The organism is Rhodococcus sp. NPDC059179, assembly GCF_042754885.1.
Taxonomy (GTDB): domain Bacteria; phylum Actinomycetota; class Actinomycetes; order Mycobacteriales; family Mycobacteriaceae; genus Rhodococcus_G.
On record NZ_JBHZBV010000003.1, the window covers coordinates 467,150 to 493,535 of the forward strand.

The 26,386-nt window shown below is 69.5% G+C and carries 31 protein-coding genes; 11 read left to right on the forward strand and 20 right to left on the reverse strand.

From position 1 onward, the window contains the following. Positions 1-9: 9 nt before the first annotated feature. Positions 10-474: a hypothetical protein gene (locus ACFXMV_RS10325; protein WP_378499450.1), complete on the reverse strand. Its 465-nt coding sequence runs from the start codon at positions 472-474 to the stop codon at positions 10-12. A 69-nt stretch (positions 475-543) separates the two neighbouring features. Next, positions 544-927 (reverse strand): phage holin family protein, encoded by a 384-nt coding sequence (locus tag ACFXMV_RS10330; RefSeq protein WP_378499449.1) that lies wholly within the window; start codon positions 925-927, stop codon positions 544-546. A 67-nt stretch (positions 928-994) separates the two neighbouring features. On the opposite strand from ACFXMV_RS10330, the gene ACFXMV_RS10335 reads away from it, so the two are divergent. Beyond that, complete coding sequence (locus tag ACFXMV_RS10335; protein WP_378499448.1) at positions 995-1,540, forward strand: GNAT family N-acetyltransferase; 546 nt, start codon at positions 995-997, stop codon at positions 1,538-1,540. 77 nt (positions 1,541-1,617) lie between these two features. Beyond that, entirely contained in the window at positions 1,618-1,923 is a 306-nt protein-coding gene (locus tag ACFXMV_RS10340) for a hypothetical protein (RefSeq protein ID WP_378499447.1), read from the forward strand. Between the two features lie 27 nt (positions 1,924-1,950). On the opposite strand, the gene ACFXMV_RS10345 is transcribed toward ACFXMV_RS10340, so the two are convergent. Both ACFXMV_RS10345 and ACFXMV_RS10350 read right to left on the reverse strand, forming a co-directional pair. After that, positions 1,951-2,199: a hypothetical protein gene (locus ACFXMV_RS10345; RefSeq protein WP_378499446.1), complete on the reverse strand. Its 249-nt coding sequence runs from the start codon at positions 2,197-2,199 to the stop codon at positions 1,951-1,953. 5 nt (positions 2,200-2,204) lie between these two features. After that, a complete protein-coding gene (locus ACFXMV_RS10350) occupies positions 2,205-2,420 on the reverse strand; it encodes a helix-turn-helix domain-containing protein (protein ID WP_378499462.1) in 216 nt (71 codons plus the stop codon). A 5-nt stretch (positions 2,421-2,425) separates the two neighbouring features. Here ACFXMV_RS10350 and ACFXMV_RS10355 point away from each other — a divergent pair, with 5 nt between their 5' ends. Continuing rightward, on the forward strand, positions 2,426-2,728 hold the full coding sequence (locus tag ACFXMV_RS10355; protein WP_378499445.1) for a hypothetical protein: 303 nt from the start codon (positions 2,426-2,428) through the stop codon (positions 2,726-2,728). 24 nt (positions 2,729-2,752) lie between these two features. Here the strand turns inward: ACFXMV_RS10355 and ACFXMV_RS10360 are convergent, their stop codons facing one another. Both ACFXMV_RS10360 and ACFXMV_RS10365 read right to left on the reverse strand, forming a co-directional pair. Then, positions 2,753-3,229 carry a hypothetical protein gene (locus ACFXMV_RS10360; RefSeq protein ID WP_378502951.1) on the reverse strand — a complete coding sequence of 159 codons (477 nt, stop codon included), beginning with the start codon at positions 3,227-3,229 and terminating at the stop codon, positions 2,753-2,755. A gap of 87 nt (positions 3,230-3,316) precedes the next feature. Then, entirely contained in the window at positions 3,317-3,691 is a 375-nt protein-coding gene (locus ACFXMV_RS10365) for a hypothetical protein (protein ID WP_378502952.1), read from the reverse strand. A 319-nt stretch (positions 3,692-4,010) separates the two neighbouring features. On the opposite strand from ACFXMV_RS10365, the gene ACFXMV_RS10370 reads away from it, so the two are divergent. Further along, positions 4,011-4,484 (forward strand): cupin domain-containing protein, encoded by a 474-nt coding sequence (locus tag ACFXMV_RS10370; protein WP_378501711.1) that lies wholly within the window; start codon positions 4,011-4,013, stop codon positions 4,482-4,484. Between the two features lie 131 nt (positions 4,485-4,615). Beyond that, a complete protein-coding gene (locus tag ACFXMV_RS10375) occupies positions 4,616-6,505 on the forward strand; it encodes an ABC transporter ATP-binding protein (protein ID WP_378501712.1) in 1,890 nt (629 codons plus the stop codon). Between the two features lie 88 nt (positions 6,506-6,593). Here the strand turns inward: ACFXMV_RS10375 and ACFXMV_RS10380 are convergent, their stop codons facing one another. Further along, the gene (locus ACFXMV_RS10380; protein WP_378501319.1) at positions 6,594-7,679 is read right to left on the reverse strand and encodes a PLP-dependent cysteine synthase family protein; all 1,086 of its coding nucleotides are present in this window, start codon (positions 7,677-7,679) and stop codon (positions 6,594-6,596) included. 8 nt (positions 7,680-7,687) lie between these two features. Beyond that, the gene (locus ACFXMV_RS10385) at positions 7,688-8,026 is read right to left on the reverse strand and encodes a DUF4229 domain-containing protein (RefSeq protein WP_378501320.1); all 339 of its coding nucleotides are present in this window, start codon (positions 8,024-8,026) and stop codon (positions 7,688-7,690) included. A gap of 162 nt (positions 8,027-8,188) precedes the next feature. Here ACFXMV_RS10385 and ACFXMV_RS10390 point away from each other — a divergent pair, with 162 nt between their 5' ends. Beyond that, positions 8,189-8,401, forward strand: a complete 213-nt coding sequence (locus ACFXMV_RS10390; RefSeq protein WP_378501321.1) for a BldC family transcriptional regulator — start codon at positions 8,189-8,191, stop codon at positions 8,399-8,401. Positions 8,402-8,471: 70 nt separating this feature from the next. Here ACFXMV_RS10390 and ligD read toward each other — a convergent pair whose 3' ends face one another. Then, complete coding sequence (ligD, locus tag ACFXMV_RS10395) at positions 8,472-9,446, reverse strand: non-homologous end-joining DNA ligase (RefSeq protein ID WP_378501322.1); 975 nt, start codon at positions 9,444-9,446, stop codon at positions 8,472-8,474. A 142-nt stretch (positions 9,447-9,588) separates the two neighbouring features. Here ligD and ACFXMV_RS10400 point away from each other — a divergent pair, with 142 nt between their 5' ends. The 3 genes from ACFXMV_RS10400 to ACFXMV_RS10410 all read left to right on the forward strand — a co-directional run bounded on the left by ACFXMV_RS10400 (position 9,589) and on the right by ACFXMV_RS10410 (position 11,621). After that, the gene (locus ACFXMV_RS10400) at positions 9,589-10,071 is read left to right on the forward strand and encodes a Zn-ribbon domain-containing OB-fold protein (RefSeq protein WP_378501323.1); all 483 of its coding nucleotides are present in this window, start codon (positions 9,589-9,591) and stop codon (positions 10,069-10,071) included. Beyond that, positions 10,068-11,273 carry a lipid-transfer protein gene (locus ACFXMV_RS10405; protein ID WP_378501324.1) on the forward strand — a complete coding sequence of 402 codons (1,206 nt, stop codon included), beginning with the start codon at positions 10,068-10,070 and terminating at the stop codon, positions 11,271-11,273. The genes ACFXMV_RS10400 and ACFXMV_RS10405 overlap by 4 nt, the downstream gene beginning before the upstream one ends. A gap of 135 nt (positions 11,274-11,408) precedes the next feature. Next, positions 11,409-11,621 (forward strand): hypothetical protein, encoded by a 213-nt coding sequence (locus ACFXMV_RS10410; protein ID WP_378501542.1) that lies wholly within the window; start codon positions 11,409-11,411, stop codon positions 11,619-11,621. Between the two features lie 60 nt (positions 11,622-11,681). On the opposite strand, the gene ACFXMV_RS10415 is transcribed toward ACFXMV_RS10410, so the two are convergent. The 8 genes from ACFXMV_RS10415 to hemL form a co-directional block, all read right to left on the reverse strand. After that, complete coding sequence (locus ACFXMV_RS10415; protein WP_378501541.1) at positions 11,682-13,328, reverse strand: NTF2-like N-terminal transpeptidase domain-containing protein; 1,647 nt, start codon at positions 13,326-13,328, stop codon at positions 11,682-11,684. A gap of 148 nt (positions 13,329-13,476) precedes the next feature. Beyond that, positions 13,477-14,676, reverse strand: coding sequence for a MinD/ParA family protein (locus ACFXMV_RS10420; RefSeq protein WP_378501543.1), 1,200 nt, complete (start codon positions 14,674-14,676; stop codon positions 13,477-13,479). Positions 14,677-14,704: 28 nt separating this feature from the next. Beyond that, complete coding sequence (gene ccsB / locus ACFXMV_RS10425) at positions 14,705-15,691, reverse strand: c-type cytochrome biogenesis protein CcsB (RefSeq protein ID WP_378502953.1); 987 nt, start codon at positions 15,689-15,691, stop codon at positions 14,705-14,707. Positions 15,692-15,707: 16 nt separating this feature from the next. Next, positions 15,708-17,396: a cytochrome c biogenesis protein ResB gene (locus ACFXMV_RS10430; protein WP_378500557.1), complete on the reverse strand. Its 1,689-nt coding sequence runs from the start codon at positions 17,394-17,396 to the stop codon at positions 15,708-15,710. After that, complete coding sequence (locus ACFXMV_RS10435; RefSeq protein ID WP_378500558.1) at positions 17,393-18,226, reverse strand: cytochrome c biogenesis CcdA family protein; 834 nt, start codon at positions 18,224-18,226, stop codon at positions 17,393-17,395. The genes ACFXMV_RS10430 and ACFXMV_RS10435 overlap by 4 nt, the downstream gene beginning before the upstream one ends. 35 nt (positions 18,227-18,261) lie before the next feature. Next, complete coding sequence (locus ACFXMV_RS10440; protein ID WP_378500559.1) at positions 18,262-18,921, reverse strand: TlpA disulfide reductase family protein; 660 nt, start codon at positions 18,919-18,921, stop codon at positions 18,262-18,264. Next, entirely contained in the window at positions 18,918-19,583 is a 666-nt protein-coding gene (locus ACFXMV_RS10445; RefSeq protein WP_378500560.1) for a histidine phosphatase family protein, read from the reverse strand. The genes ACFXMV_RS10440 and ACFXMV_RS10445 overlap by 4 nt, the downstream gene beginning before the upstream one ends. 33 nt (positions 19,584-19,616) lie before the next feature. Continuing rightward, positions 19,617-20,963, reverse strand: a complete 1,347-nt coding sequence (hemL, locus tag ACFXMV_RS10450; RefSeq protein ID WP_378500561.1) for a glutamate-1-semialdehyde 2,1-aminomutase — start codon at positions 20,961-20,963, stop codon at positions 19,617-19,619. A gap of 154 nt (positions 20,964-21,117) precedes the next feature. Here hemL and ACFXMV_RS10455 point away from each other — a divergent pair, with 154 nt between their 5' ends. Continuing rightward, positions 21,118-22,656, forward strand: a complete 1,539-nt coding sequence (locus ACFXMV_RS10455) for an ATP-binding protein (RefSeq protein ID WP_378500562.1) — start codon at positions 21,118-21,120, stop codon at positions 22,654-22,656. 9 nt (positions 22,657-22,665) lie between these two features. Here ACFXMV_RS10455 and ACFXMV_RS10460 read toward each other — a convergent pair whose 3' ends face one another. Both ACFXMV_RS10460 and hppD read right to left on the reverse strand, forming a co-directional pair. After that, complete coding sequence (locus ACFXMV_RS10460; RefSeq protein ID WP_378502954.1) at positions 22,666-23,025, reverse strand: hypothetical protein; 360 nt, start codon at positions 23,023-23,025, stop codon at positions 22,666-22,668. 78 nt (positions 23,026-23,103) lie between these two features. Next, entirely contained in the window at positions 23,104-24,312 is a 1,209-nt protein-coding gene (gene hppD, locus ACFXMV_RS10465) for a 4-hydroxyphenylpyruvate dioxygenase (RefSeq protein WP_378502955.1), read from the reverse strand. A gap of 118 nt (positions 24,313-24,430) precedes the next feature. Between hppD and ACFXMV_RS10470 the strand changes: the two genes are divergently transcribed. Continuing rightward, positions 24,431-24,898 carry an Lrp/AsnC family transcriptional regulator gene (locus ACFXMV_RS10470; RefSeq protein ID WP_378502262.1) on the forward strand — a complete coding sequence of 156 codons (468 nt, stop codon included), beginning with the start codon at positions 24,431-24,433 and terminating at the stop codon, positions 24,896-24,898. On the opposite strand, the gene ACFXMV_RS10475 is transcribed toward ACFXMV_RS10470, so the two are convergent. After that, positions 24,895-26,214, reverse strand: coding sequence for a class I SAM-dependent methyltransferase (locus tag ACFXMV_RS10475; protein ID WP_378502956.1), 1,320 nt, complete (start codon positions 26,212-26,214; stop codon positions 24,895-24,897). The genes ACFXMV_RS10470 and ACFXMV_RS10475 overlap by 4 nt on opposite strands. Between the last annotated feature and the right edge of the window lie 172 nt (positions 26,215-26,386).

Consider the following 26,386-nt stretch of genomic DNA (forward strand, 5'->3'; position numbering starts at 1 on the left):
ACTGCTCGGCTACAGCGCCGAGCAGACGAACGGCGCGACACCCGCGTACAGATTGTCGAACGGGTTCGCGTCGAGCCCGACCCCGAAGGCCGACGCACCCACCGGGTTGAGGACCAACGCGTTGGAGCGGGTGTCGTGGTCGTAGACCACCGTCTGGCCCGGCGCGATCTCGGCTGCGTAGTTCGTCCCCGAGTACGTCAGCGGAATCCACACCGAGGTGCCGACGCCGCGAACAGGCGCCGAACCTGCATTGGTCACCGTCGTGAAGACGTGCGCGGTCGTGCGCCAGTCGGCGGGGCCGGTGCCCGACGTGCGGCAGCCGTAACCGACGTTGATCCGGAGGTCCGCAACGCCCGCGCTACCCGCGCTACCTGCGTCCGACGCCGCGGCCGCCGGGCCCGCGCCCGCGCCCACGGTGACGGTCACGACCGCCGCCGTCGCGGCGGCCGATACTGCTACACGTCGAAGGTTCACGGGGACTCCCGATTGAAGGACGACCGTCGTTGTACACGCCTGCCGTATACCCCATCGACCTCAGCGGCCTCAGCGTTTCGCCGAGGGCACCACGGCGGTCAGCACGAAGTTCACGATCGAGATGATCAGCGCGCCCCACACCGCCGTCCAGAAGCCATCCACCGAGATCCCGAACTCCGTCGTCTCGGTGATCCAGGAGGTGAGCATGAGCATCAGGGCGTTGATCACCAGCGTGAACAGTCCCAGCGTGAGGATCAGCAGGGGCAGCGACAGCAGCTGCACCAGCGGCTTGATGAACGCGTTCACCACGGTGAACACCAGCGCGATGAAGAGGATCACCAGGATGTCGTAGCCCGTCCCCTTGTCGGAGCCGGCGATGTCGATGCCGGTCACCCACGCGGCGGCCAGCCAGATCGCGATCGCGTTGATCACCAGACGAATCAGGAAAGTCATGGGTGAATGCTGGCACACCCGCGAGTCGGAGGCGTCGTGGAAGCCCTACCCCGGCTAGAAATAGCGGGTGATCCGTTCGGCCACAGCCGCAGACCTGATTCACCTGCCCGCCATCGAGATCGCCGCGGGCCGGCCGTTCCGCTCGATCGGGATGGACACCATCGCGGAGGACGCACCACTCTCGGCTGGCGAGTTGGCCGGGTATCAGCGCGCGAGCCGCGCCTGGGTTGCCACGACTGACGGCGACCTCCCGGTCGGCTACGCGCTCGCGCTGGTGGTCGACGGCTGCGCCCACCTCGAGCAGGTGTCCGTCGATCCCGCGCACGCCGGCCGACGGATCGGGGCGACGCTGATCGACGAGGTCGAACGCTGGGCTGCCGGGCAGCGGTGTCGCTGGTTGACCCTCACCACGTTTGCCGAAGTGCCCTGGAATGCGCCCTATTACGAGCGGCTGGGGTTCCGGGTCGTGCCCGCGGACGAGATGACCCCCGGACTGACCGCGATCCGCCGACGCGAGCGCGAACACGGCCTCGACTCCTGGCCGCGGGTCACGATGCGGCGCATCGTGGGATCGACTCTTCCAACGCGGCCCGCCGGACGCGATACTGACTGAGGGGAGCGCCCCTGCCGGAGTTCGCGCACGCCGCCTACCCGGCGCGGACGAGAGACCGGGGGCACGAGGAGCCCATCATGAGCGTGGTCGTCATTGTACGTTTTGACGTCGCGGATCTTGCCGCGGCCAAGCAGTCGCTCGCCGACAACGCCGCGTTGCTAGCGGAGATCACCGAGGACGCGAAAGCACAGGGGGCGCAACATCACCGGTTCACGCAGAACTCGGGCGGGCTGGTGGTGATCGACGAGTGGGACAGCGCGGAGGGATTCCAGCGGTTCTTCGACGGCAACGACAAGATCGCCAAGGTCACGGCGACGGCAGGCGTCCAGGGTCCACCGGTCGTCGAGGTCCTGGAACCGGTCGAGGCGGCCGGCACATTCTGATCAGGTGAGCCGCCCTCGAATCACACGTTAGGCGGCTTGGTCGAGCAACTCGACGATCCGGCGGCGCAACTCGTCCGTGGTGAGGTGCGTGCCCGCCGACAGGCGCCCGAACCAGCCGCGCCGCTCACCCGGTCCCGCGCGCTCGAGCACATCGTCACCGAAGCTCGCTTCCAGGCTCTCGCGCACCGCGTCGAGATCGATGCCGATCGACTTGAGCGCCTCGGCATCCTCCACGCCGAGCGCCTGGCCACCCCGCGCCTGCGCCGCATCGAACATGCCGCTTACCTGCCCTTCCTGCCGTGCTTCTGGTGGACTGCCTGCCTGCTGACCTCGAGCGAGTCGGCGATGGCCTGCCAGGACCAGCCCTGTCGTCGGGCGTTCTGGACCCGGATCGTTTCCAGTCGTTCGAGCAGCCTGCGCAGCGCGAGGACGGCCCGCAGGCCCACCGTGGGGTCGGGGCTACCGTTGGCATGACTTGACGCCGACCCGAGGAGCATCACCGATGGCACTGCCCAAGACCGCCGTATCCGCGCTCGCCGCAGCTGGACTCGTCGGCGGCTTCGCCGTCGCCCGCCAGACCGGGAACCGCCCGCTCGGCGGCGCCGTGCTGGCAGCGGTCGGCGCCGCATGCACGGCCAGTTGGGTACAGGCCTCCGGGCCCGCGCGGGGCGCCGCGCTGCTCGGCACCTACCTCGGCGCGTTCGGCGCCTCGCATCCGCTGGCGAAGAAGATCGGCGCATGGCCGTCGGTCGGTGCGGTGGCCGCGGGCACCGCGCTTGCCTCGCAGCTGATCAGCAGGGGCTGAATCCCCGCCTATCCGCTTACCCGGCTAGAAAATCGACTTGGGCTTGATGTGCGCGACGATGGCGTGGATGGTTCCGTCCGTGACCTCGAACGTCTCGGTGATCTCGACGGTCATCAGGCGCACTCCGCCCATGCCGGCGTCCAGCAGGTAGGTGGTGGTGACCACGTCTCCGGACTCGGACATCCGCAGGTCCCTGATGCCCCGGATCACCCGGTACTGCGGGCCGTGCTCGAGATCCCGGGTCATCTGCGGACCGGAGCGGCCGGTCTTGAGTCCGGCCTCGACACGGGTCGCGCCGGGGGCGAACTTCACGGCAGACGCGTCGTGCGAGATCAGCGCGTCGATGTAGGCCCGTGCCACCGCCTCCCGCTCGGTGTCGACCCGTGCCGGATCGGCCGACACAGCCGGACCTGCGGTCGCGGGGCCGGCGGCGATCACCGCGACGGCCATCGCGGTGGCGATTCCGGCGGCAGACAGGGCGAGAACTCGACGGGTGCGCATGGACGGATCGTAGCTAGAACCTGTTCCAGATGCGATGGGACTTCTCACCCTGACCGATCCGGGCCGCACCAGCGGCACGAAAGTCGGCTACAGAGACTTGACGGTCAGCGGTCCCGGCACAAAATAAGCACCGGCCATGTTGGGGTTGTTCGCGCAGTACATCGTCACCGGGATGTCGGCCGGAACGGCCGGGAACGGCTTCGTCACCGAGATGCCGTCGAATCGGCTCTGCACCTGAGCAGTTTCCGCGGGTATGGAATTGAAGATTCTGAGTTGGCACCACTGGGTCTCGAACGACGCATTGTGATAGAGCCCGAATACCACCGTGTACGGGGCCGGGGAATAGTAGACCCAGGAATTCACCCTGGCTTCCGCGGTCCCGGCACCGACACCGACCAACGCCGCCGTCGCGGCCATGGTCGCGGCCGCCATCGCCGCGGTTCGGACAACAGAGATCGACATGATCGAAACACTTCCTTGAACGTCACCGACGTCTCGATCCCTGCCCGACCGTCCATTTCACATGGGATCGACAGCCATTTCCGATAAATGACGGCTACTCAGCTGACAGGCCCGCGGGAAGCTGATAACCGCACGGTTTGCGGAACTCTTCCAACTCAAGAGTCTTCGCCGCACCCTGGGGAAAGTCAACGAATCGCCAAACCGCCCGTTCGGTCGCGGAATCGGTCGGACTGCGCCACCATCAATACAGGCGAGAGCCGTGCCGCGGGCAAACCCGCCCCGCCGCCTCCCCGGTTCTCCGAACCGAACGGACCCGGACATGAGCACCGTGACCACGTTCGCACGACTGGCCGTACCAACCGCCCTCGCCGCGCTGTGCGCGGTGGGCGTCAGCGCCCCGGCGCAAGCGACGCAACCGACGGGCGTCACCGCCGAGACCCTCGCCGAACTCGAACTCAATCCGATCCTGCTCCCCCCGCCGCCGCCCGGACACCCACCCGTCGCCGACGAGGTGGAGGGCACCCTTCGCCGGATCGTGATCGCCCCTGGCGGCAGCACCGGCTGGCACCACCACGGCGGTCACGTCCAGGGACTGGTGGCGGCGGGAACCCTGACCCGGGTGCTTGCCGACTGCACCCGCTCGGTCACCCCGGCAGGATCCTGGGTCACCGAAGACCCGGGCGGCGACCACGTCGGACTCAATCTCGGGACCGAACCGGTCGTGCTGCTGGTGACCTACGTGATGCCTGACGACGAGCCCTTCTCGCGGGACGCCCCGGCCCGCTGCGAGTGACCGCGCCACGGCCCGCTTGACCTGAAGTTCACTCGAGGTTTTACGGTCGGAGCAGACGGACGGGGATTCCGGGTATGTCGGACCCCCTCCGTAGCGTTGCACCGGTCACCAACAACCCCGAGAGGTCCACCATGAGCATGGAATCCGTCGCGTGGAGCTCGATGTACCGCATGATGAACGCCCACGACGAGAAGCGGCCGTTCTCGATGGCCACGCTGCGCCGAATCCTCGGCTTCGCCAAGCCGCACCACCGCAAGCTCGCCAAGTTCCTCCTGGTCAGCGTCGTCACGGCGGTCCTCGCGGTCGCCACCCCCGTACTGGCGGGGCGCGTGGTCGACGCCATCGTCAAGGGCTCGGACACCAGCGTCGTGATCCGGCTCGCGGTGTTGATCGCGCTGATCGCCATCGTCGAGGCCGGCCTCGGGCTCTACAACCGCTTCCTGTCCTCGAGCATCGGCGAGGGCCTGATCCTCGACCTGCGCACCGCGGTCTTCGATCACGTGCAGAAGATGCCGATCGCCTTCTTCACCCGAACCCGCACCGGGGCGCTGGTCAGCCGCCTCAACAACGACGTGATCGGCGCCCAGCGGGCATTCAGCGACACCCTCTCCGGCGTCGTCGCGAACCTGGTGACGCTCACGCTGACCCTGATCGTGATGCTCGGCATCTCCTGGCAGATCACCCTGCTCTCGCTGCTGTTGCTGCCGGTGTTCGTGCTGCCCGCACGCCGGATCGGGTCGCGGATGGCGCACCTGCAGCGCGAGGCGGCGAACCACAACGCCACGATGAGCACCCAGATGACCGAGCGGTTCTCGGCGCCCGGCGCAACCCTGGTCAAGCTGTTCGGCCGGCCTGCGGACGAATCCGCCGAGTTCGCGAACCGCGCCCGGCGGGTGCGCGACATCGGGGTGCGCACTGCCATGGTGCAGTCCGCCTTCGTCACCGCGCTCACCCTCGTCTCCGCGCTCGCCCTCGCCCTGGTGTACGGGCTCGGCGGCTTCTATGCACTCAAGGGCCAGCTCGAGGCGGGTTCGGTTGTGGCCCTTGCCTTGCTGCTGACCAGGCTGTACGCCCCGCTGACCGCCCTCGCCAGCGCACGCGTCGAGGTGATGAGCGCGCTGGTCAGCTTCGAGCGGGTCTTCGAGGTGCTCGACCTCGCGCCGCTGATCGCCGAGAAGCCGAACCCGCAGCCGGTGCCGGACGGCCCGGTGTCGGTGGAGTTCGACAAGGTCCGCTTCGCCTACCCGTCCGCGGACAAGGTGTCGCTGGCCTCGCTCGAGGAGGTCGCGCAGCTCGACAACCGCGGCGGCGTCGAGGTGCTGCACGAGGTCTCCTTCCGCGTGGAACCGGGCCAGATGGTCGCGCTCGTCGGCTCGTCGGGCGCGGGCAAGTCCACCGTCGCCCAGCTCGTTCCCCGGCTCTACGATGCCGACACCGGCGCGGTCCGATTGGCGGGGGTGGACGTGCGCGACCTGTCGGCCGCGTCGATCCGCGGGGCGGTCGGGATGGTCACGCAGGACGGCCACCTGTTCCACGAGTCGATCCGCGCGAACCTGCTGCTCGCCCGGCCCGAGGCGACCGAGGAACAGTTGTGGGAGGTGCTCGGCCGGGCCCGGCTGACCGAACTGATCGCGTCGCTGCCCGACGGCTTGGACACCGTGGTCGGCGAACGCGGCTACCGGCTCTCCGGCGGCGAGCGGCAGCGGCTGACCATCGCCCGGCTGCTGCTCGCGCACCCACGGGTGGTGATCCTCGACGAGGCCACCGCGCACCTGGACTCCACCTCGGAGGCGGCGGTGCAGGCAGCGCTCGGCGAGGCATTGGTCGGGCGGACGTCGGTCGTGATCGCGCACCGGCTGTCCACCATTCGGGCCGCGGACCTGATCCTGGTCGTCGAGGACGGCCGGGTCGTCGAGCGCGGCACGCACGGCGAGCTGCTCGCCCGCGGCGGACGGTACGAGGAGCTGTACCGCACCCAGTTCGCGGACACCGACGCCGACGCGAAGGTCGCCGCCAACTGATGAGGCCCTCGGGCAGGCCGCGGTCGACGATCGCGGCCTGCCCGACGCCGGGCGCACAGGGTGGGGTTGATCAGCGGGTGAGGCGGCCCTACGCCGACCAGCGCCCGGTGGCCGCGAAGGCCTCCAACGCCGCTGTCGACTCGGCCAGGTCGATCCCCTCGCCGCGCACCCACTCGTCGTCGAAGTACGTTCCCGCGTACCGTTCCCCGCCGTCGCAGAGCAGGGTGACGACGCTGCCCGTGCGGCCGGCGGCGAGCATCTCCGCGATCACGCCGAACGCGCCCCACACATTGGTCCCGGTGGATCCGCCCACCCGGCGACCGAGCACCTCGCTCACGTGACGGGCGGCGGCGATCGATCCGGCGTCCGGCACCGGCACCATCCGGTCCACGACCTGCCCGACGAACGACGGCTCGACGCGGGGACGGCCGATGCCCTCGATCCTCGACGGCATCCCCGTCTCGAAGGCCGCGGAACCGGACTCGTAGCCGCCGATGAAGGCCGAGTTCTCGGGGTCGACCACGAGCAACCGGGTGGCGTGCCTGCGGTACCGGATGTACCGGCCGATGGTGGCGCTGGTGCCGCCGGTACCCGCACCGACCACCACCCAGTCCGGGATGGGGTGTTGCTCGAGGGTCATCTGCTCGAAGATCGACTCGGCGATGTTGTTGTTCCCGCGCCAGTCGGTCGCCCGTTCGGCGTGGGTGAACTGGTCCATGTAGTGGCCGTTGCACTGGGACGCCAGCCGACTCGCCTCGGCGTAGATCTCCCCCGGGCGGTCGATGAAATGACAACTGCCGCCCTGCGCCTCGATGAGCGCGACCTTCGCGGGGCTGGTGCTGCGCGGCATCACGGCAACGAAGTCCAGGCCCAGCAGCTTCGCGAAGTAGGCCTCGCTGACGGCGGTGGACCCGGACGACGCCTCGATCACCGTGGTGCCCTCGGTCACCCAACCGTTGCAGATGGCGTAGAGGAACAGCGACCGCGCCAGCCGGTGCTTGAGGCTTCCCGTGATGTGGGTGGACTCATCCTTGAGGTAGAGCTGGATGTTCCACTCCCCGGGCAGGGGATAGCGCAGCAGGTGGGTGTCCGCGCTGCGCTGGGAGTCGGCATCGATCAGCCGGACGGCGTTGTCCACCCAGTCCCTGGGCGCGCTGTGGTCCACGACGCCCATCGGGGCGGTCACCGTCGGCCGTCGGCGTCACCGGATCCGTCGCCGCGCAGCTTGGCACGCAGATCGTCGCGGTCCGCGCGGCGCTTGGCGTCGACCGCGGAGATCTCCTCGTTGACCCGGGAGCGCAGCTTGCCGAACAGCACGAGCGAGAGCGGCAGCGCGATGATCACCGCGAAGATCAGCGCCACCAGCAGCGGCACGTCCACGTTCACCAACTGGCTGACGCCGAGGATGATCGCGGCGATCAGCACGACGAGGCCCAGCCGGGCCGCGGTGTACAGACCGAGATCCCGAACCAGCGAGCGTTTGGCGTTCGAGGGTGCGGGGTTCTGCGAGGAATCAGTCACCCTCCCAGGTTACCGACCCCTCGACCACCGGACTCGGGTGCCGGACTTATCCGATTTGCGAATTACCTCCGCTTTACCAAATTGGGATCGTTCGTGTACCCGGGGCACCGGGTGCCAGGATGTCCGCACCGTCCGTATCGCCAAGCCCGTGGAGGATCCTCGATGAGCGCCCCGCCGTTCCGCGCCGCCCAGGAATCGCTGCTGACCCCCGGTCAGGTTGCGGCCCTGTTCCACGTCGACCCGAAGACGGTCACCCGATGGGCCCATGCCGGACGTCTCGGCTCGGTGCGCACCCCGGGCGGTCACCGCCGCTTCCGCGAGTCCGAGGTGATGGAGCTGCTGCAGTCGCTGACCACCGAGGCCACCGTCCGCTGACCTCCACCGTCCGCTGACCTCCACCGTCCGCTGACCTCCACCGCCCGGCGACCGAGCGTGCGCGCAGCGGTCAGGCCCGCTCGGGCTCGGGCGGCACCGCGACGCCGTCGCGCGCATCGCGCTCGGCCCATTCGAGCAGCGGCGAGATGTCGAAGGCCGACTGGTCGATCCCCTCATGTAGATCGCCCAGGTCCGCGAACCTGGCGGGCATCGTTCCGATCGTGAAGTCCGCGGGCCTCGCATCGCCGACCTCGTCCCACCGCAGCGGCGCCGACACCCGCGCGTCCGGAACTCCGCGCACCGAGTACGCCGCCGCCATCGTGTGGTCCCGGGCATTCTGGTTGTAATCGACGAACAGCGCGGCCGGGTCCCGATCCTTGCGCCACCAGGTGGTCGTCACCTCCTTCGGCGCGCGCCGCTCGACCTCCCTCGCGAACGCGAGCGCCGCCAATCGGACGTCCGCGAAATCGTGCTCCGGCTTGATCCGGACGTACACGTGCAGGCCGCGTCCGCCCGACGTCTTCGGCCACCCGGTCGCACCGATCTCGTCGAGAACCTCGTGCGCGACGGCCGCAACGCGACGCACCCGGCCGAAGTCGCACTCCGGCATCGGATCCAGGTCGATCCGCCACTCATCGGGCATCTCGGTGCGCCCGCGTCGACTGTTCCAGGGATGGAACTCGATCGTGCTCATCTGCACCGCCCAGGCGACGGCGGCCAGTTCGGTCACACACAGCTCGTCCGCGTACCTGTCGTAGCGCGGGAAATGCAGCCGGACCGTCTCCAACCAGTCCGGCGCACCGCGCGGGATCCGCTTCTGGTGCACCTTCTCCCCCGCCAGTCCCTCGGGGAACCGGTGCAGCATGCACGGCCGCTCGAAAAGTGCCCGGACAATGCCGTCGCCGACGGACAGGTAGTACTCGAGGAGGTCGAGTTTGGTCGCGCCGGTTGCGGGAAAATAGACGCGATCCGGGTTCGAAACGCGCACCACCCGGCCGTCGACCTCGATCTCGACGGCTGGACTCCTGCCCTTGTCGGCGGCCATGGTTCACAACGTATCCGGACCGAGTGCCCGCTGGGCGGGATCTCGGCCTCGACAACGCGATTCCCGTGCGATACTGCAACACGTTCTATTTCGGGGTTCAGTCCCGACCGTCCGATCAGGCTCGACAGCAGATGAGGTTTGCATGAGCGACACCGCCACACAGGCCGCCGGCGACAGCGTCACACCAGCGGTAGAGGGCTGGTTCACCACCGGCCCGGCACCCGCCCTGATCGGCACCTCGTGCCAGTCGTGCGGCACGATCTCGTTCCCTCGGGAGATCACCTTCTGCAAGAACCCGGCCTGCTCCGGCGAGGAGTTCGCGGACGTCGAACTCTCCCGCCACGGCAAGGTGTGGTCGTACACCGACGCCCAGTACCAGCCGCCCGCGCCCTACATCCCGGCCACCGACCCGTACGTGCCGTTCGCGCTTGCCGCGGTCGAGCTGCCGGAGGGCCTCGTCGTGCTCGGCCAGGTCGCCGACGGCTACGGCGTCGACGACCTGAAGGTGGGCAACGAAGTCGAACTCGTCGTCGAGCCGCTCTACACCGACGAGACCGGCGTGCGCACCATCTGGCGCTGGAAGCCGACCACCACCGACACGAACGCGAACGGAGCACAGGCATGAGCGCCGCAGGAACCAACAACGACGTCGCCATCCTCGGCGTGGGCATGCACCCCTGGGGCAAGTGGGGCCACTCCTTCGTCAAGTACGGCGTCGCGGCCGCCCGCGCCGCCCTGGCCGATTCCGGCATCGACTGGAAGGACGTCGACCTCATCGTCGGCGGCGAGACCGTGCGTCAGGGTTACGGCGGCTACGTCGCAGGTGCCACCTTCGCGCAGGCCCTCGGCTGGAACGGTGCCCGCGTCGCGACGTCGTACGCCGCGTGCGCGACCGGCGCGCAGGCGCTCGACACCGCCCGCGCCCGGATCCTCGCCGGACTGTCCGATGTCGCACTGGTCGTCGGCGCCGACACCACCCCGAAGGGCTTCCTCGCCCCGGTCGCGGGCGAGCGCTGGGACGACCCGGACTGGCTGCGCTTCCGCCTGATGGGCATGACCAACCCGGCGTACTTCGCGCTCAACGCGCGCCGCCGCATCGACCTGTACGGCGCGACGCCCGAGGACTTCGCAGCGGTCAAGGTCAAGAACGCCAAGCACGGCCTGACCAACCCGAATGCGCGGTACCGCAAGGAGGTGACGGTGGAGAACGTGCTGGCCTCCCCCGTGGTGTCCAACCCGCTGCACCTTCTCGACATCTGCGCGACCTCCGACGGCGGCGCGGCGATCATCCTCACCTCGATGGAGTACGCCCGCAAGATGGGCATCGCCGAACCCGTTCGGATCAAGGCGATCTCGACCGTCACCCCGACGTTCCCGCAGACCATCATGGACATGCCGAACTTCTCCACCGACTCGGCGTCCGCCGTGGCCGCGCCCGAGCTGACCTTCAAGGAGTCGATCGGCCACGCGGCGTACGAGGAGGCGGGCATCTCGCCGGAGGACGTCGACGTCGCCGAGGTCTACGACCTGGCGACCTCGGTCGAGCTGGACTGGATCGAGGACCTGGCGCTGTGCAAGCGGGGCGAGGCCGAACACCTGCTGCGCGCGGGCGAGACCACGATCGGCGGCCGGATCCCGGTCAACCCGTCCGGCGGCCTGGCCTGCTTCGGCGAGGCCGTGCCCGCCCAGGCGTTGGCCCAGGTCTGCGAGCTCACCTGGCAGCTTCGCGGACAGGCCGAGGGCCGTCAGGTGGAGGGTGCCCGCATCGGCATCACCGCGAACCAGGGCCTGTTCGGCCACGGCTCCTCGGTGATCGTGTCGGCCTGACCCCACCCGCATGTCACGAACGGGCGGTTATCGGAGCGTCGGCCGAGAGGCCAGCCCGATAACCGCCCGTTCGTGCGTTCAGCGATGGTGCCGTCGCGCCGCGGCGCGGCTACCCTCGAATCAAGGAGGTGCGTCGTGATCTATCTGGTGACGCTGATAGCGCTGGTGATATTGGCGGTGCTGTTGTGGAAGGCCTTCGGCCCCGACACCTCCGCGCCGCCCACAGCACGCTCGGGCCGCGTGCTCGGTCCGGACGATGACCCGGAATTCATGTGGCGGATGAACCGGCGGACCCGGCCCGCAACGGGCGAGAACCCCGAGACCGGACCGGCCGAACCGAAGGACTGATCGGCGGATCGTTCAGGGGGTCCGCGGCTCAGAGGGTCTGCGGTTCAGGGGGTCTGCGGTTCAGGGGGTCTGCGGCTTGGCCAGTTCCCGGAGCATCCGGTCGGCCATCTTGACGGCGCGGTCCGCCCCGTCCGCGTCCTGCACGAAGACCGCGAACGCGAGGTCTCCCCTTGACCCGAAGAACCAACGATCGTCCTCGTGCGCACCCGCCATCCCGATCAGGTCGGGATACCCGTTCAACAGTGACGCCTCCCCGCGCACCACCGTGTCGCGCATGATGCCCCGCAGCTGGTCGGTGACCGGCTGCGGCAGCGGCCCCGCCGAGGTGTCGGTGGTGGCGGGTTGTCCGCCCGCGATGACCGGGACCGCCGTCGACCCGCGCGCCACCGAGGCGGCCACGAGGGCCATGCCGAACGGGCTCACCCGCGGCCCCTCATCGTTTCGGGACCCGGTCAGGCGCGCCACGCTGTCCGGTCCCCCGGCCAGGTCGTCCGTCCGCTGGTCGAGGCCGGGGATCTGGTAGTCCATCGCCAGTCCCAGTTGCCGCGCAGCGGTGAGCTGGTCGGTGTGCTGGGCGTTGGCGGCGACGTCCACCGCGGCCAACGCCGACCCCGCCGGGTACAGCCCGGTGAACGCGATCGGTCCCTGCTCGGAGGCCTGGTTATTCTGTGCCGCCGCCAGCACCGCGCCGGTGGACGGCTGGATCGCGACGACCGCGGCTGGGGTGCCGACGGTGACGGCCGCTTCCATGGCCGCCATCTGCACCCGCGGGTCGAGCGCGGAGCGGATGTCCGGTCCGGGCGGGCCCTGGTAGCCGGTCTGCTTGACGACGGAGCCGTCGGGCGCCACCGCGTTCACCGCCCAGCCCGCGGTCGCGTCCCGGTTCAACTGCCACACGTCGCGCATCGCGTCGGCGAGCGGACCCGCGATCCGGCGGTCGTGGGAGATCAGTTTGGGCGTCTGGACGATCACGACCCCGGGGATGGCCCGCAGGTCGTCCTCGAGTACCGCGAAGTCGTCGTCACGCAGGCTCACCGCCGTCATCCGCTGGCCTGGCGCCGCGGCCAGTTCCTGCATCATCGTCGCCCCGGTGATCAGCGGCGCGACGGGCTCGATGACCTTGGCCAGCCTGTTCGTGCTGAAGACGGGATCGGGCATGGCGCCCGGGTCCAGGGTGACCGTGTTGATCCGCTGCTCGGTCATCATCAGGTTCCCGGCGATGTCGAACACGCGCGGCGGCGCGGCATCGGTGCGGTCGTACCGGAGGGTCCGCCCGCCCCCCAGCCCCGGCGCGAGGATCTGCGGTTGCCACGACACCCGCCACCCGACGCTGAGCTTCCGGACACGGCCGTTGATGTTGTACTGCCAGTTCTTGCCGTTCCCGAAGGTCCAGTCCGCGGTCGCGTTGAAGATCCCGGCGTCGTCCCCGAGCGGGATGAACTGATTGACCTCGAACGTCGCCCGCTCCGCGTCCAGACCGTCGAAGGCCTGATCGATGGCCGCCTTGGCCGCGTTCGGGTACGAGGTCAGCTCGGCCGCCTCGCTCACATCGCCCTCGGTGAGCGCGGCGGCGAAGCGCTCGACCACCGATTCCGGGTCGGTCTTCGGACTGTCGAAGAATCCGCCCACCACCCCGACCGCAAGCGAGAGCGCCGTCGCCAGCGCAATGCCGTTCCACATCCGTAGCTTGTGTCGGACCGCGCGCATGTTCCGATCATGCGCCCGCATCCCGTTATCTCAGCGAACACCGGGTCACAAGTCCGCCACAGTTGGGTGACATTGGGCGAACGCTGAGCCTGACCCTTAGGTCCGGATCCCGCCGCCCACCGGCCCGATCAAGATCAAATCTCTTGCGTCAGAGCCGATCCTGCATCGCGAAGCTCGACATCGGGAAGTCCGAGGCGACCGCCGCCGCGAGCTCGAGCAGAGCGTTCCTGGTCTTCGGGCGGAGCCGGTCGAGGTCGATCTCGGCGCCCTCCTCCAGGTGCGGGTCGAACGGGATCAGGCGCACCGCGCGGCAACGCTGCTCGAAATGCTCGACCACCTTCGCGAGGTCGACCTTGCCCGAGCGCGGGCGCACCGCATTGACCACGGCCACCGACTTGCTCACCAGATCCGCGTAACCGTGCGCGTCGAGCCAGTCCAGGGTCGCCGACGCGCTGCGGGCGCCGTCGACGGACCCCGAGCTGACCACGACCAGCGAGTCGGCCTCCGCGAGGATGGTCTGCATCGCCGAGTGCATCAGTCCGGTGCCGCAGTCGGTCAGCACGATCGAGTAGAACTTCTCGAGCATCTCGATGGTGGTCGAATAGTCCTCGGCGCTGAAGGCCTCGGAGACGGCGGGGTCGCTGTCCGACGCGAGCACCTCGAGGCGGTGCCCGCTCTGCGAGGTGTAGCCGCGGACATCGCTGTACTTCTCGATGCTGTCGGCGTCGCGCAGCAGGTTGCGCACGGTCGCGGGCGTCTCGAGCGGGATCTTCTGGCTCAGCGTGCCGCGGTCGGGGTTCGCGTCCACCGCGATGACCCGGTCACCGCGCAGCGAGGAGAACGTCGAGCCGAGCGTCGCGGTGGTCGTGGTCTTGCCGACGCCGCCCTTCAGGCTGAGCAGCGCGATCTTGTAGCAGCCCTGGAGCGGCTGGTTGACCTGTTTGGTCAGCTCGAGCCTGCGCTGCTCCTTGGCGCTGTTCCCGACGTTGATGTACCGGCCGGAGAGCTGGTAGAGCGCCTTGCGCCACCCCGAGGTCGGGGCGGGCTTGACCTGCTTGAGCAGCAGCGACGTGGACAGGTCCCGCGCCGAGACGACGTGATGCCGCTCGGGCGCCTGGGCTGCGGGCTTGGATTCGGGCTGCGCAAATGGCGCCTTGCCCTTCGGCCCTGGCTGCGCGGCCTGGGCGCTGGACGGCTCCACCGCCGCGGGCAGGGACGGCTCCGCCTCTGGGCTCACGGACTCCCACTGACCGACGTTGTTCTCCGCCACGGCGGCACTCCCCCTGTGTGTGATGCTTTCTTCCCCCGAACCCGCGCAACCCGCCGAGTCCGCGCTGCACAATAGCAGGCCGCGCGGTCTAGTTCCTACCGCAAGTTCAGTTCAGTCCGGCGTACGAGTGCAGCCCGGAGACCACCATGTTGATGATGAACAGGTTGAACAGCATCGCGACGAAACCGGCGATGTTGATCCAGGCGGCCCTGGTGTCGCGCCAGCCGGAGGTCGCCCGCGCGTGCAGGTACGCGGCGTAGATGACCCAGGCGATGAAGGACACCGTCTCCTTGGGGTCCCAGCCCCAGAACCGGCCCCACGCCGCTTCCGCCCAGATCGCGCCGAGGATCACACCGGCGCCGAACAGCGGGAAGGCGATGATGGTGGTCTTGTAGGCCAGCCGGTCCAGGGTCTGCGCGTCGGGCAGCCGCTCGGCCACCTTGCCCCAGAAGCCGCTGGTCTCCTCGCCCTTCGGCTGCCGGATGCGCAGCAGGAACAGCAGGCTCGCGACACCGGAGACCAGGAAGATGCCGCTGCCGGTGGCCACGATGGTGACGTGGATCGGCAGCCAGAACGACCGCAGCGCGGGCACGACGGGCGCGGCGTCGGCGTAAAGGACGGTCGCGGCCATGAACATCAGCGGGATCACCACGACGAGCACGAATACCCACAGCGAGCGGTAGGACTGCTTGCGCAGCAGCACCAACCCGATGAGCATCGCCGCGGCCGTGGCCATCGTGACGAACTCGTACATGTTGCCGAGCGGGAACCGGTCTGTCGCGAAGCCGCGCAGCACGATCGAGGCGATCTGCAGTCCGACGCCGACGATCAGCAGCGCGAACGCCATGTTGCCGAGCCGCTCGGACCACGGCTTGCGCGGCGCCTCGATCACCTTGCCCGGCACGGACGGCGTCGCGGTCGCGACGGCACCCCCGCCGGCGGCAACCAGCTCGCGCGCCTCCCGGGCCTGGACCTCGTTCGCCCGCGCGGTCGCATACTGGGCGATCAGCAGCACGAACGCCAGGACGTAGATCGCGAACGCAGACTCGAAGGCCCAGTCGCTGTACTGGGCAATGGTCTCGTTGATCGGCATGGTTCTCTCCTGCGCCTCAGGCGCGGTTCTTCGAGGTGGTCATTTCGCTGCCGAGGTCCGCGAGCAGCCGGCTGCTGAGCCGGTCGAACTCGTCGCCCCAACCCGCCTGGTCGGTGCGGGCGAGCCCACCCAGCTCTACTACGGTACGTCGTCGACGCGGATCCAATGTATCCGACACCGTGTCGGCATCCTGTTCGGCCGGGTACACCCGCACCCAGACCCGGCGCCGCTTGATCAGCAGCGAGACCAGCAGGCCCGCCATCATCGACAGCGCGAACACCAGCACCCACTGCTGGGCCGGGTCGTGCGAGACCTGGAGGTTGACGAACTCCTTGGCCCCGTCGAACTGCACCTTGGTGCCGTCCGGCAGGGTCGCGCTCTCGCCCGGACGCAGATTGACCCGGTCCTGCTTGGTCATCCGGCCCTGGTTGACGAGTTCCTTGCTCAGCGAGAACAGCGACTGCGGGTTGCCGGTGTCGAGTCCGGTATCGCCCTTGTAGATGTCGATCGCGACGGCCGGGTCGGTCATCGCCGGGTAGCTCGACGCCAGCAGATTGCCGTGGAACAGCGCGGTAGGCGCGAACAGCCCCTCGATACCGATCTGGTTCTTGCGGCGCTCCGCGGGATCGGGATACATCCCGCCCGGCGGGTCGAAGCGCATCGCCCCGCTGGAGAGGAAGGTGGTCGCGTCGTCGGGACGCCACTGCAGAGTCTCGGTGCGGGTCTCCCCGTTCGGGAATGTCACGGTGAACGTCGGCGCGTAGCCGTGGCCCTGCAGGTACACCCGGTCGCCCGCGACCCGCAGCGGATGGTTCACCTGCAGCCGGTCCTCGCGCCAGACGTTCTTCGTCAGGTCGTCGCCTGCCTGGTACTCGATGTTCGAGGTGAACATCTCCGCCTGGCCGTTGTCCAGGTAGTCGGCGGTGAAGTCCTTGACCTTCACGCACAGCGGGGTCATCCCGGTGCCGTCCTGGGTGTTGCCCGCCCGGAACGAGTCGAACACCGCGGGCGAGGTGGTGCAGAAGCCGGGGCCGCCGTCGGCGATCACCACCACGTTGCCCTCGTAGCCGAACAGCTTGCCGAGCGCGATCGCCGCGAGCAGCCCGACCAACGACAGGTGGAAGAGCAGGTTGCCTGCCTCACGCAGGTAGCCCTTCTCCGCCGAGACGGTGACCTCGCCTGGCTTGCCCGCGCGCAGCTCGTCGCCGGTGCGGGTGACCGTGCGCCAGCCCCGCAGCTGCCCGCGGACCAGGGCCGCGACGGCCTCCGGCTCCGCGTCGGCGGTGGCCTCGGCGTGATGCGGGAGCCGCGCCAGGTTGCGCGGCGCCGCGACCGGCTTGGTGCGCAGCGCCTTGTAGTGCTCCCAGCAGCGCGGGGTGATGCAGCCGACCAGCGAGATGAACAGCAGCACGTACACGGCCGTGAACCAGAAGCTGCCGAACACGTCGAACAGTTCCAGCTTGTCCATCAGCGGGCCGAGGGTCGGCCGGTTCGCGATGTACTCGTCGACCTTGCCCGCGTTCAGGCTGCGCTGAGGCAACAGCGCGCCCGGGATGGCGGCGAACGCCAGCAGGAACAGCAGCACCAGCGCGGTCCGCATGGAGGTGAGGCCGCGCCAGGTGTTGCGGACCAGGGCGACACCCCGTCCGGCCAGGGACTGCCGCCGCGGCGGCGTCGGGGCCTGCCTGTCTTCTGTCACCGTCATATCGGCAACGTCACCTCCGAGATGAACGCGTCACGTACCCAACCAACAAAAACGTCCCAGGCGCCGGTGACCAGGGCGACGCCAACCGCCACCAGCATCAGGCCGCCGAAAATCTGAATGGTGCGCGCGTTGCGGCGCAGCCAACCCACCCCGCGCAGCGCGCTCACGGACCCGAACGCCAGGATCACGAACGGCAACCCGAGCCCGATGCAGTACGCCACGATCAGGGCCACCCCGCGCGCGGCGGTCGCACCCTCGGTGCCCGCCGCCACCGACAGCACCCCGGCCAGCGTCGGGCCGAGGCACGGCGTCCACCCGAGACCGAACACCGCGCCGAGCAGCGGCGCGCCGACCAGCCCGGACACCCGGCGCGGCTCGAAACGCACGTCGCGCTGCAGGGCCGGGACCAGCCCGATGAAGACCAGGCCCATCGCGATGGTGATCACCCCGCCGACCCGCTGCAGCACCTCGCGGTTGACGGTGAGCGTGGAGATCAGGCCGAACACCGACGCGGTCGCCAGCACGAAGACCACCGTGAAGCCGAGCACGAACAGCCCGGCCGCGCCCGCGACGCGCATGCGGGCCGCCGACCTGGTGTCGGTCCTGCTCTTGAGCGCGCCCGCCTCGGCAGCGGTCACCGCGGGGGCGTCCGCGCCGACGATCCCGGCGAGGTAGGACAGGTAGCCCGGCACCAGCGGCACCACGCACGGCGACGCGAAGGACACCAGCCCCGCCAGCATGCAGGCGCCGAGGGCGAGCAGCAGCGGGCCGGAGGCCGCGGCGTTGCCGAAGCTCTCGCCGATCCCGGCGGCCAAGACCGCGTCGTTCACGCTCGTCACTGTTCCTGTCTGCACTGTTCCTGCGCTCACTGTTCCCGCGCGACCCTCTCCACCACGGGCTGGAGGTCTTCGGCCAGCAACGCCTTGAGGAACACCGCGGCGACCCGATGCTCCTTGTCGAGCACCAGGGTCGACGGGATGACACTGGTCGGGAACCGTCCACCGAGCGCCGTCAGGGTGCGCATCGACGGGTCATAGACCGACGGATAGCCGACCTTGTTGTCGGTGACGAAGTCCTGGGCCTTGTCCTGCTGCAGGTCTCGGACATTGATGCCGAGGAACGCGACGCCGAGGCCCTTGGTGTTCTCGTACACCTTCTCGAGATCGTCGGCCTCGCCGCGGCACGGCCCGCACCACTGGCCCCACAGGTTGATGACCACCGGCCGTCCCTCGAAGTCCGACAGCGAGGTGGTCTTGCCGTCGATCATCAGGTCGGGTCCGGAGATGTTGCCGATGGTGCCGCGCTCGCTCGGCGGGTCGTAGAAGATCTCCGTCTGCCCGCCGGGCGAGACGAAGTCGAAGGTGCCGCCCTGCGCGACGGCGTCGGTGCCGGTGGAACAGGCGGCCGAGGCGGCCACCGCGCCGAACGCGAGGACCGTCACGAGAGTGCGTAGAACGGTGGCCACCCGTGCGCGGTTAGCGGGTCCCTGGACCCCGTAGGCGCGCACGGGTGCGAAGCGCCTCATGCCCCGGTCACCCTCGGATCGGATGCGCCCGCGGGCTCCGAGTAGACGATGTCGACCAGGGTGTCGCCCTCGTAGACCAGCGAGGTCAGCGAGGCCAGCCCGCACTGGCGGTGCCGCGGGTCGTGCCAGAGCCGCTCGCCCTGCAGGAACCGGCGCAGCGTCCACACCGGGAGCTGGTGGCTGACGCAGACGGCCTCGTGCCCGACGGCGGCGACGCGCGCGGTGTTGACGGCGGCGAGCATCCGGTGCGCGATCTGCAGGTACGGCTCGCCCCACGACGGGGTGAACGGGTCGCGCAGCTTCCACCAGTGCCGAGGCCTGCGCAGGGCGCCGTCTCCGACCGAGACCTTGAGTCCCTCGAAGTCGTTGCCCGCCTCGATCAGGTTGTCGTCGGTCACCAGGGACAGTCCGTGCTCACCGGCGATCGGGGCGGCGGTCTCCTGCGCGCGCTGCAGGGGCGACGCCACCACATGGGTGATGTCGTGACCCGCGAGCACCGACGCGACCGTGCGGGCCTGCGCCTGACCCGTCACCGACAGCCGGTAGCCGGGCAGCCGTCCGTACAGGATCCCCTTCGGGTTGTGCACCTCGCCGTGGCGAAGGACGTGCACGATGGTGCGCGACTCGGCGGGGTCGGACGGCGTCTGCTGCAGGCTGCTCACGTGGATTGGCTCCGTGGTCTATGGGTGCGGGGTCTAGGCCCGGGTCAGCGGGTTGGTGGGTGCCTTCGCTGCCGCGGCCGCCTTGGCCGCGGCAGGCAACGCGGCGGCGATGCGGTCGAACGCGGCGTCGTCGAGGGCCGCGGAGACGAACCAGGCCTCGAAGGCGCTCGGCGGTGCGTAGACGCCGCGGGAGAGCAGCGCATGGAAGAAGGCGGGAAAGCGCCAGGTGTCGCTTGCCTTCGCCTCCGCATAGTTGGTGACCGGACGGTCGGCGAAGAACACGCTCACCATGGTGCCTGCAAACTGCACCTGGTGCCGAACGCCCGCCTCGGTGAGGGCCTCGCCGAGCAGCCGGCCGAGGGTGGCTGAGTTGCGCTCGAGGGCGTCGTACACGCTCTGATCTGCGGCGCGGAGGCTGGCCAGGCCTGCCGCGACGGCGACGGGGTTCCCGGACAGGGTGCCCGCCTGGTACACCGGCCCTGCGGGCGCGAGGTGGCCCATCACGTCGGCACGGCCGCCGAACGCGGCGGCGGGCAGTCCCCCGCTCATCACCTTGCCGAAGGTCATCAGGTCGCCCGCGACACCGTCGAGTCCGTACCAACCGGCCGAGCTGACCCGGAAGCCGGTCATCACCTCGTCCATGATCAGCAGCGCGTCGTGCGCGGTGCAGAGCCGGCGCAGGCCCTCGTTGAACCCGGGCTTGGGCGCGACGGCACCCATGTTGCCCGCGGCGGCCTCGGTGATGACGCACGCGATCTGCTGCGGGTTCGCGGCGAAGGCCTGCGCGACCGCGTCCAGGTCGTTGTAGGGCAGCACGATGGTGTCGGAGGCCTGCGCGCCGGTGACGCCGGGCGAGGTGGGCAGCCCGAGGGTGGCGACGCCGGAGCCCGCGTCGGCGAGCAGCGCGTCCACGTGGCCGTGGTAGCAGCCGGAGAACTTGATGATCTTGGTGCGGCCGGTGAACCCGCGGGCCAGCCGGACCGCGCTCATGGTTGCCTCGGTGCCGGAGTTGACCAGCCGGACCTGCTCGACGGGCGCGACCCGGTCGACGATCGCCTCGGCGAGCTCGATCTCACCCTCGGTGGGCGCTCCGAACGAGAGCCCGGTGGTCGCGGCCTTCTGCACGGCCTCGACGACCGCCGGGTGCGCGTGCCCGAGGATCATCGGTCCCCAGGAGCAGATCAGGTCGACGTAGTCGTTGCCGTCCACGTCGGTGAGCGTGCAGCCCGACGCCTTGGCGATGAATCGGGGGGTGCCGCCGACCGAGTGGAACGCCCGCACCGGGGAATTGACGCCCCCGGGGATGACCGCGCTCGCCCGCTCGAAGAGCTGTGCGGAGGTGCTGGCGGGCTGAGAAGAGGCGCTGGTGGGAACGGTCACGGCCTCCAGTGTCCCAGTTGGCGAGAATTTGCCAACGACAGGGTGTAGGAGCGGAGCCCGCGGAGCGACCGTGGTCACAGCGGAGCGGAGCCCGCGGAGCGACCGTGGTCACACCGGATCGGACATCCGGAGACGCAATGCCAGGCTGTTCGGCATGGAACCGACGCTGGACGCAATCCAGGACCACCGACACGAGCTTTACCAGCGCTTCGCCACCGCGCAGGTGGCGGTGTCCACCGACGGCCGCGAAGTGTCCTTCATGGGCCCGGTCGAGACCGGCGTCGAGGTCGGTGGGTTTGCGGTGATCGAGTTCCGGGGCGATCGCAGGGTCGTGGTCCAGGTCCGCGAGGTCCACATGGTCGAACGTGAGGGCCCTGCGCTCGACTTCACGGTGCGCGACGGAATGGCCGAGCTCGGCGTCGTCTCGGCCCGTGCGCGGCCACTGATGCGCGCGCTCAGCGGCACCGCGACCACGCTGGGCGAGTTCGATGGTGCCCGTTTCGTCGGGCGGCGCGAGGTAGAACCCTTCGGTGAGCGCCCGATCCGCCCCGCGGGTGAAGACGAGGTCGCTGCAATCGCCGAGGGGCTCGCCGGGACGGCCTCCTCCTTTGAGATCGGGGTGTTGCAGCAGGCCTCGACTGTCCCGGCCCGTCTGCGGTCGACCGGGTTCGCGCGGCACACCTTCATGTGCGGCCAGTCCGGCTCGGGAAAGACCTACACCACCGGGGGTCTCCTCGAACGCCTGCTCGCTTCGACCGAGCTGCCGATCGTGGTGCTCGACCCGAACTCCGATCACGTGTTTCTCGGGTCCTGCGATCCCGAGGACTGTTCCCCGGCCGCCGCGCGTCACCGGGAGGTGTCAGCGGGAGTGCATGTGGCGCGGGCGCGAGGCTACGGCGCCGCGCACACCCTGTGCCTGGACTTCAGCGACCTCGACCTCGACACCCAGGCGCTGCTGCTGCGGATGGACCCGATCCGCGACCTCGACGAGTTCCGCGCTCTGCGCCAGGTCACCGCGACGTTGACTGCGCCGTACTCCGTCGACGATCTGGAGGCCGCAGCCGCCGCTCACCACGACACCGAGCGGCTTGCCGCCCGGATTGGGAACCTCCGGATCGGCGAGTGGGACCTGTGGCGGCGCGGCGACGAGCGATCGGCGGTCGAGTACGACATGCGGGGCGCCCGTTGCGTCGTCGTCGACGTCGGGAGCCTGTCGCGGCCGGACGAGCGCACGGCGGTCGCGCTGGCGATCCTCGGCAGGCGGTGGGCCGGACGCCGGGACCGCGACCCCGTGCTGCTCGTCATCGACGAGGCGCACAACGTGTTGCCCGCCGTCACCGACGATCCGCTGCTGGCGGCGACCGCCGAACTGGGCGCGCTGATCGCCGGGGAGGGCCGTAAGTTCGGCCTGCACTTGTTCGTCGCAACCCAGCGGCCGGGCAAGGTCCACCCCAATGTGGTCTCGCAATGCGACAACCTGGTGTTGATGCGGATGAACGGCGCCGCCGACATCAAGGACCTGAGCGCCCTGTTCTCGCATGTGCCCGCCCCGATGCTGCACCGCGCGACCGGGTTCGGGCTCGGTCAGGCGCTGTTCGCCGGGCCGATCGCGCCGGTGCCTCTGCTCGCCCAGGTGGGCACCCGGGTCAGTCCCGAGGGCGGCGGCGACGTGCCGACGACCTGGGCGGGGTGAGGTCCCGCGTCAGAAGACCGGGCTCGGGCTGTCCACGATCACGCCGTGGCAGACACCGCTCGGCAGGCAGACCTCGTTGATCCGGACCATTCCGATCCGGGCGCCGTCGACGAGCCGGTAGAAGGAGAAGTTCCGCCCGTCGATGCTGTGCGCGCGGACCCCGGGAACCGTGGTGAAGTCCTTGTTCGTGTTCAGGACGTCGTCCTCGGTGAGGACCGGGTTGACCTGATACTCGGTGTGGCTGCCGTCGACCAGCAGGGTGTACGGCGCGGAGGCCGCCGAGGGCGCTGCCGCGGCCGTCGCGGCCGAACCGGCGGCGACGGCGATTGCTCCGAGGGTTCCGGCGACGATTCGAGTGACTGAGCTCATAAGTAGTCGATAGAACACGACTCGCGCAAAGTTCGCCAGCGCAACGAATACCGATCCGGTCACGGGCCTGAAATCCGCTCACAGATTTCCGCGCGCCGCCTGCTCCCGCTCGATCGACTCGAACAGCGCCCGGAAGTTGCCCTTCCCGAAGCCGAGCGAGCCGTGCCGTTCGATCAGCTCGAAGAACACCGTCGGCCGGTCGCCGAGGGGCTTGGTGAAGATCTGCAGCAGGTAGCCGTCCTCGTCCCGATCCACCAGGACACCGCGACGTTTGAGTTCTGCGACAGGCACCCGGACCCGGCCGATCCGGGCCCGCAGCTCGGGGTCGTCGTAGTAGGCGTCGGGGGTGTCCAGGAACTCGACCCCCTCCGCGCGCAGGGCGTCGACGGCGCGCAGGATGTCGCCGGTGGCCAGGGCCAGGTGCTGGCAGCCGGGCTCGCCGTAGAACTCGAGGTACTCGTCAATCTGCGACTTCCTCTTCCCCTGCGCCGGCTCGTTGAGCGGGAACTTCACCCGGTGGTTGCCGTTCGCGACAACCTTCGACATCAGCGCCGAGTACTCGGTGGCGATGTCGTCGCCGACGAACTCGGCCATGTTGGTGAAGCCCATGACGCGGTTGTAGAAGCGAACCCAGTGATCCATCCGGCCCATCTCGACGTTGCCGACGGCGTGGTCGAGCGCCTGGAACAGCCGCTCCGGCGCACCGGGCCGCCGCACGAATCCCGAACTGCGCGGGACGAATCCGGGCAGGTACACCCCGCCGTAGCGACTGCGGTCGACGAGGCTGTGCCTGGTGCTGCCGTAGGTGCCGATGGCGGCACGGCGCACCGAGCCGAACTCGTCGGTCAACTCGTGCGGTTCCTCGAGGATGACGGCGCCCTGCGACCGCGCACGCTCGATGCAGCGGTCCACGTCGAGCACCTCCATCGCCAGGTCGACCACGCCGTCGCCGTGCCTTCGATGGTGATCGGCGAGCGGGCTGCCCGGATCGACCGCGCCCTCGACCACGAATCGCACGGAGCCGGACTCGAGCACGAACGACTTGCGGTCGCGCTGACCGGTTTCCGGCCCGGCGTACGCGACGAGGGTCATGCCCCAGGTGGAGATGTAGTAGTGCGCGCTCTGGGTGGCGTTGCCGCAGACGAACACCACCGCATCCATCCCGACCACCGGAAACGGGTCGGCGGCATCGTCGTGCCCGACAAGCCCGACAAGCCGGCGGAGGTCGTTCGCGCGCAGGTGCGCGGCCCGCTCGCGCGGGGTCAACCGGATGTCCGCGATGGTCATGGCTTCACTGTGACCTCGGCCCCGTGACTGCGCAATGGCGGGGATTGACGCTGCTCAATCTGTACAGAATGCTTTTAATCCGCGGTCAAATGTTGGACATACTGACCAGGAGCACGCCATGAGCATCGACCGTCTCGACGCCGACCTGCTGGAGTTGCTGCATGCCGAACCGCGGGTCGGGGTGCTGGAGGCGTCGCGCCGCCTCGGCGTCGCCCGCGGCACCGTGCAGGCCCGCCTGAACCGACTCGAACGCGACGGCATCATCGCGGACCTGGCGCCGACCCTGGACGCCGAGGCGCTCGGGTTTCCCGTCACCGCGTTCGCCACCCTGGAGATCGCGCAGGGCCGCGGGCACGGCGCGGTCGTCGAGCACCTCACCGCGATCCCGGAGGTCCTCGAGGCGCACACCACCACCGGCGCGGGCGATGTGCTGATCCGGGTGGTGGCACGGACGCATTCGGACCTGCAGCGGGTGATCAACCAGATCGTGGACGGGCAGAACGTGCTCCGGTCGTCGACGGTGATCGCGCTGGAAAACCAGATCCCGCTGCGACACCTGCCCCTGGTGCGGGCCGCGGTGCGCTAGGGCCCCAACCATTTTCCCCTGGTCAACGGCATGTCGCTCGCACCTGCTGCCCCGGCGCGGACCGCGAGGACCTGGTGGATGGTGATCCGGCCGCGTTCGAAGGACAGCGCGCTGGCCGCCAGGTACAGCAGCCAGGTCCGGGCCCGGGCCGCACCGACGAGGCGCACCGCTTCCTCCCAATCGCCGCGCAGGTTGTCGACCCATCGACGCAGGGTGAGCGCGTAGTGCTCGCGCAGTGCCTCGCAGTCGCGGACCTCGAGGCCTGCCCGCTCGAGCGCGTCCGCCACGTGGCTGAGCGGCAGCAGTTCGCCGTCCGGGAAGATGTACCGGTCGACGAAGGTCGGCTTCGGATGCTTCTCGGAGGTCAGCGGCGCGACGGACGCGATCGCGTGGTTGAGCAGGCGCCCCTCGGGACGCAGCAGGCCCATCAACCGGTCCGCGTACTCGCCGAGCCGAGCGTCGCCGACATGCTCGGACATCCCGATGCTGGAGATCGCGTCGTACGGTCCGTCGTCGACGTCCCGGTAGTCCTGGAGCCGGATCTGCACCCGGTCGGACAGTCCGGCCTCCGCGACGCGGGCGGTGGCGAGCTCGCGCTGCTCCTTGCTGATCGTCACGCCCACCACGCTCACCCCGTACTCGCGTGCGGCGTGGATCGCCATCGACCCCCAGCCGCAGCCGACGTCGAGCAGCCGCATGCCAGGGGCCAGATGGAGCTTGCGGCAGATCAGGTCCAGCTTGGCCCACTGCGCCTGCTCAAGGGTGCCGGTGTCGGCGTCGGTCCAGTAGGCGCAGGAATACACCATGCTCGGGCCGAGAAACAGTCGGTAGAAGTCGTTTCCGACGTCGTAGTGATGCGAGACGACCGCGGCGTCGCGCGCCTTGCTGTGCTTGCTCCCCCGCCGCCTGCCGATCTCCTCGGCGGGTGGGGGTGGGCGCAGCCCGACCGCGCCGAGACGCAGGAAGGTGGATGCGACCCGGCGGATGCTCGCGCGGTCGAGCGTGCCCAGATCGCGGCGGCCGACCCGTTCGATCACGTCCGGACCGTCGAGCAGGGCGAAGATGTCGCCTTCGATCTCCATGTCGCCGGAGACGTAGGCGCGGCCGAGCCCCAGTTCGCCCGGCGCCCACAGGATCCGGCGCAGCGCGCGGCGGTTGCGGAAGGCGACCGTCACCTCCGCGTCGGCCGGACCGGCGACGGATCCGTCCCAGCATCGCACCCGCACGGGGAGCGGGCCGCCCGCGATCGTCTCGAACGCCGACAGCAGCCGCGCGGCGGCGGTTTTCGAGCCCGGGTCGGGACGCGTCGCACTCATCGGGCCTCCAGCGAGGTGTGCAGTCCGGTCCTTTGCACCCTAGAACGCCCGCCGAGCGTGCACCTCCCGACACTCCGACTCGGGTGAAGTCAAGCAGTCAGGGCAACATCTCCTGCGATGAGGGCGCGGAGCCGATCGGCGGGGGTGTCGTAGTCGAGGGTGGGACGCGGCC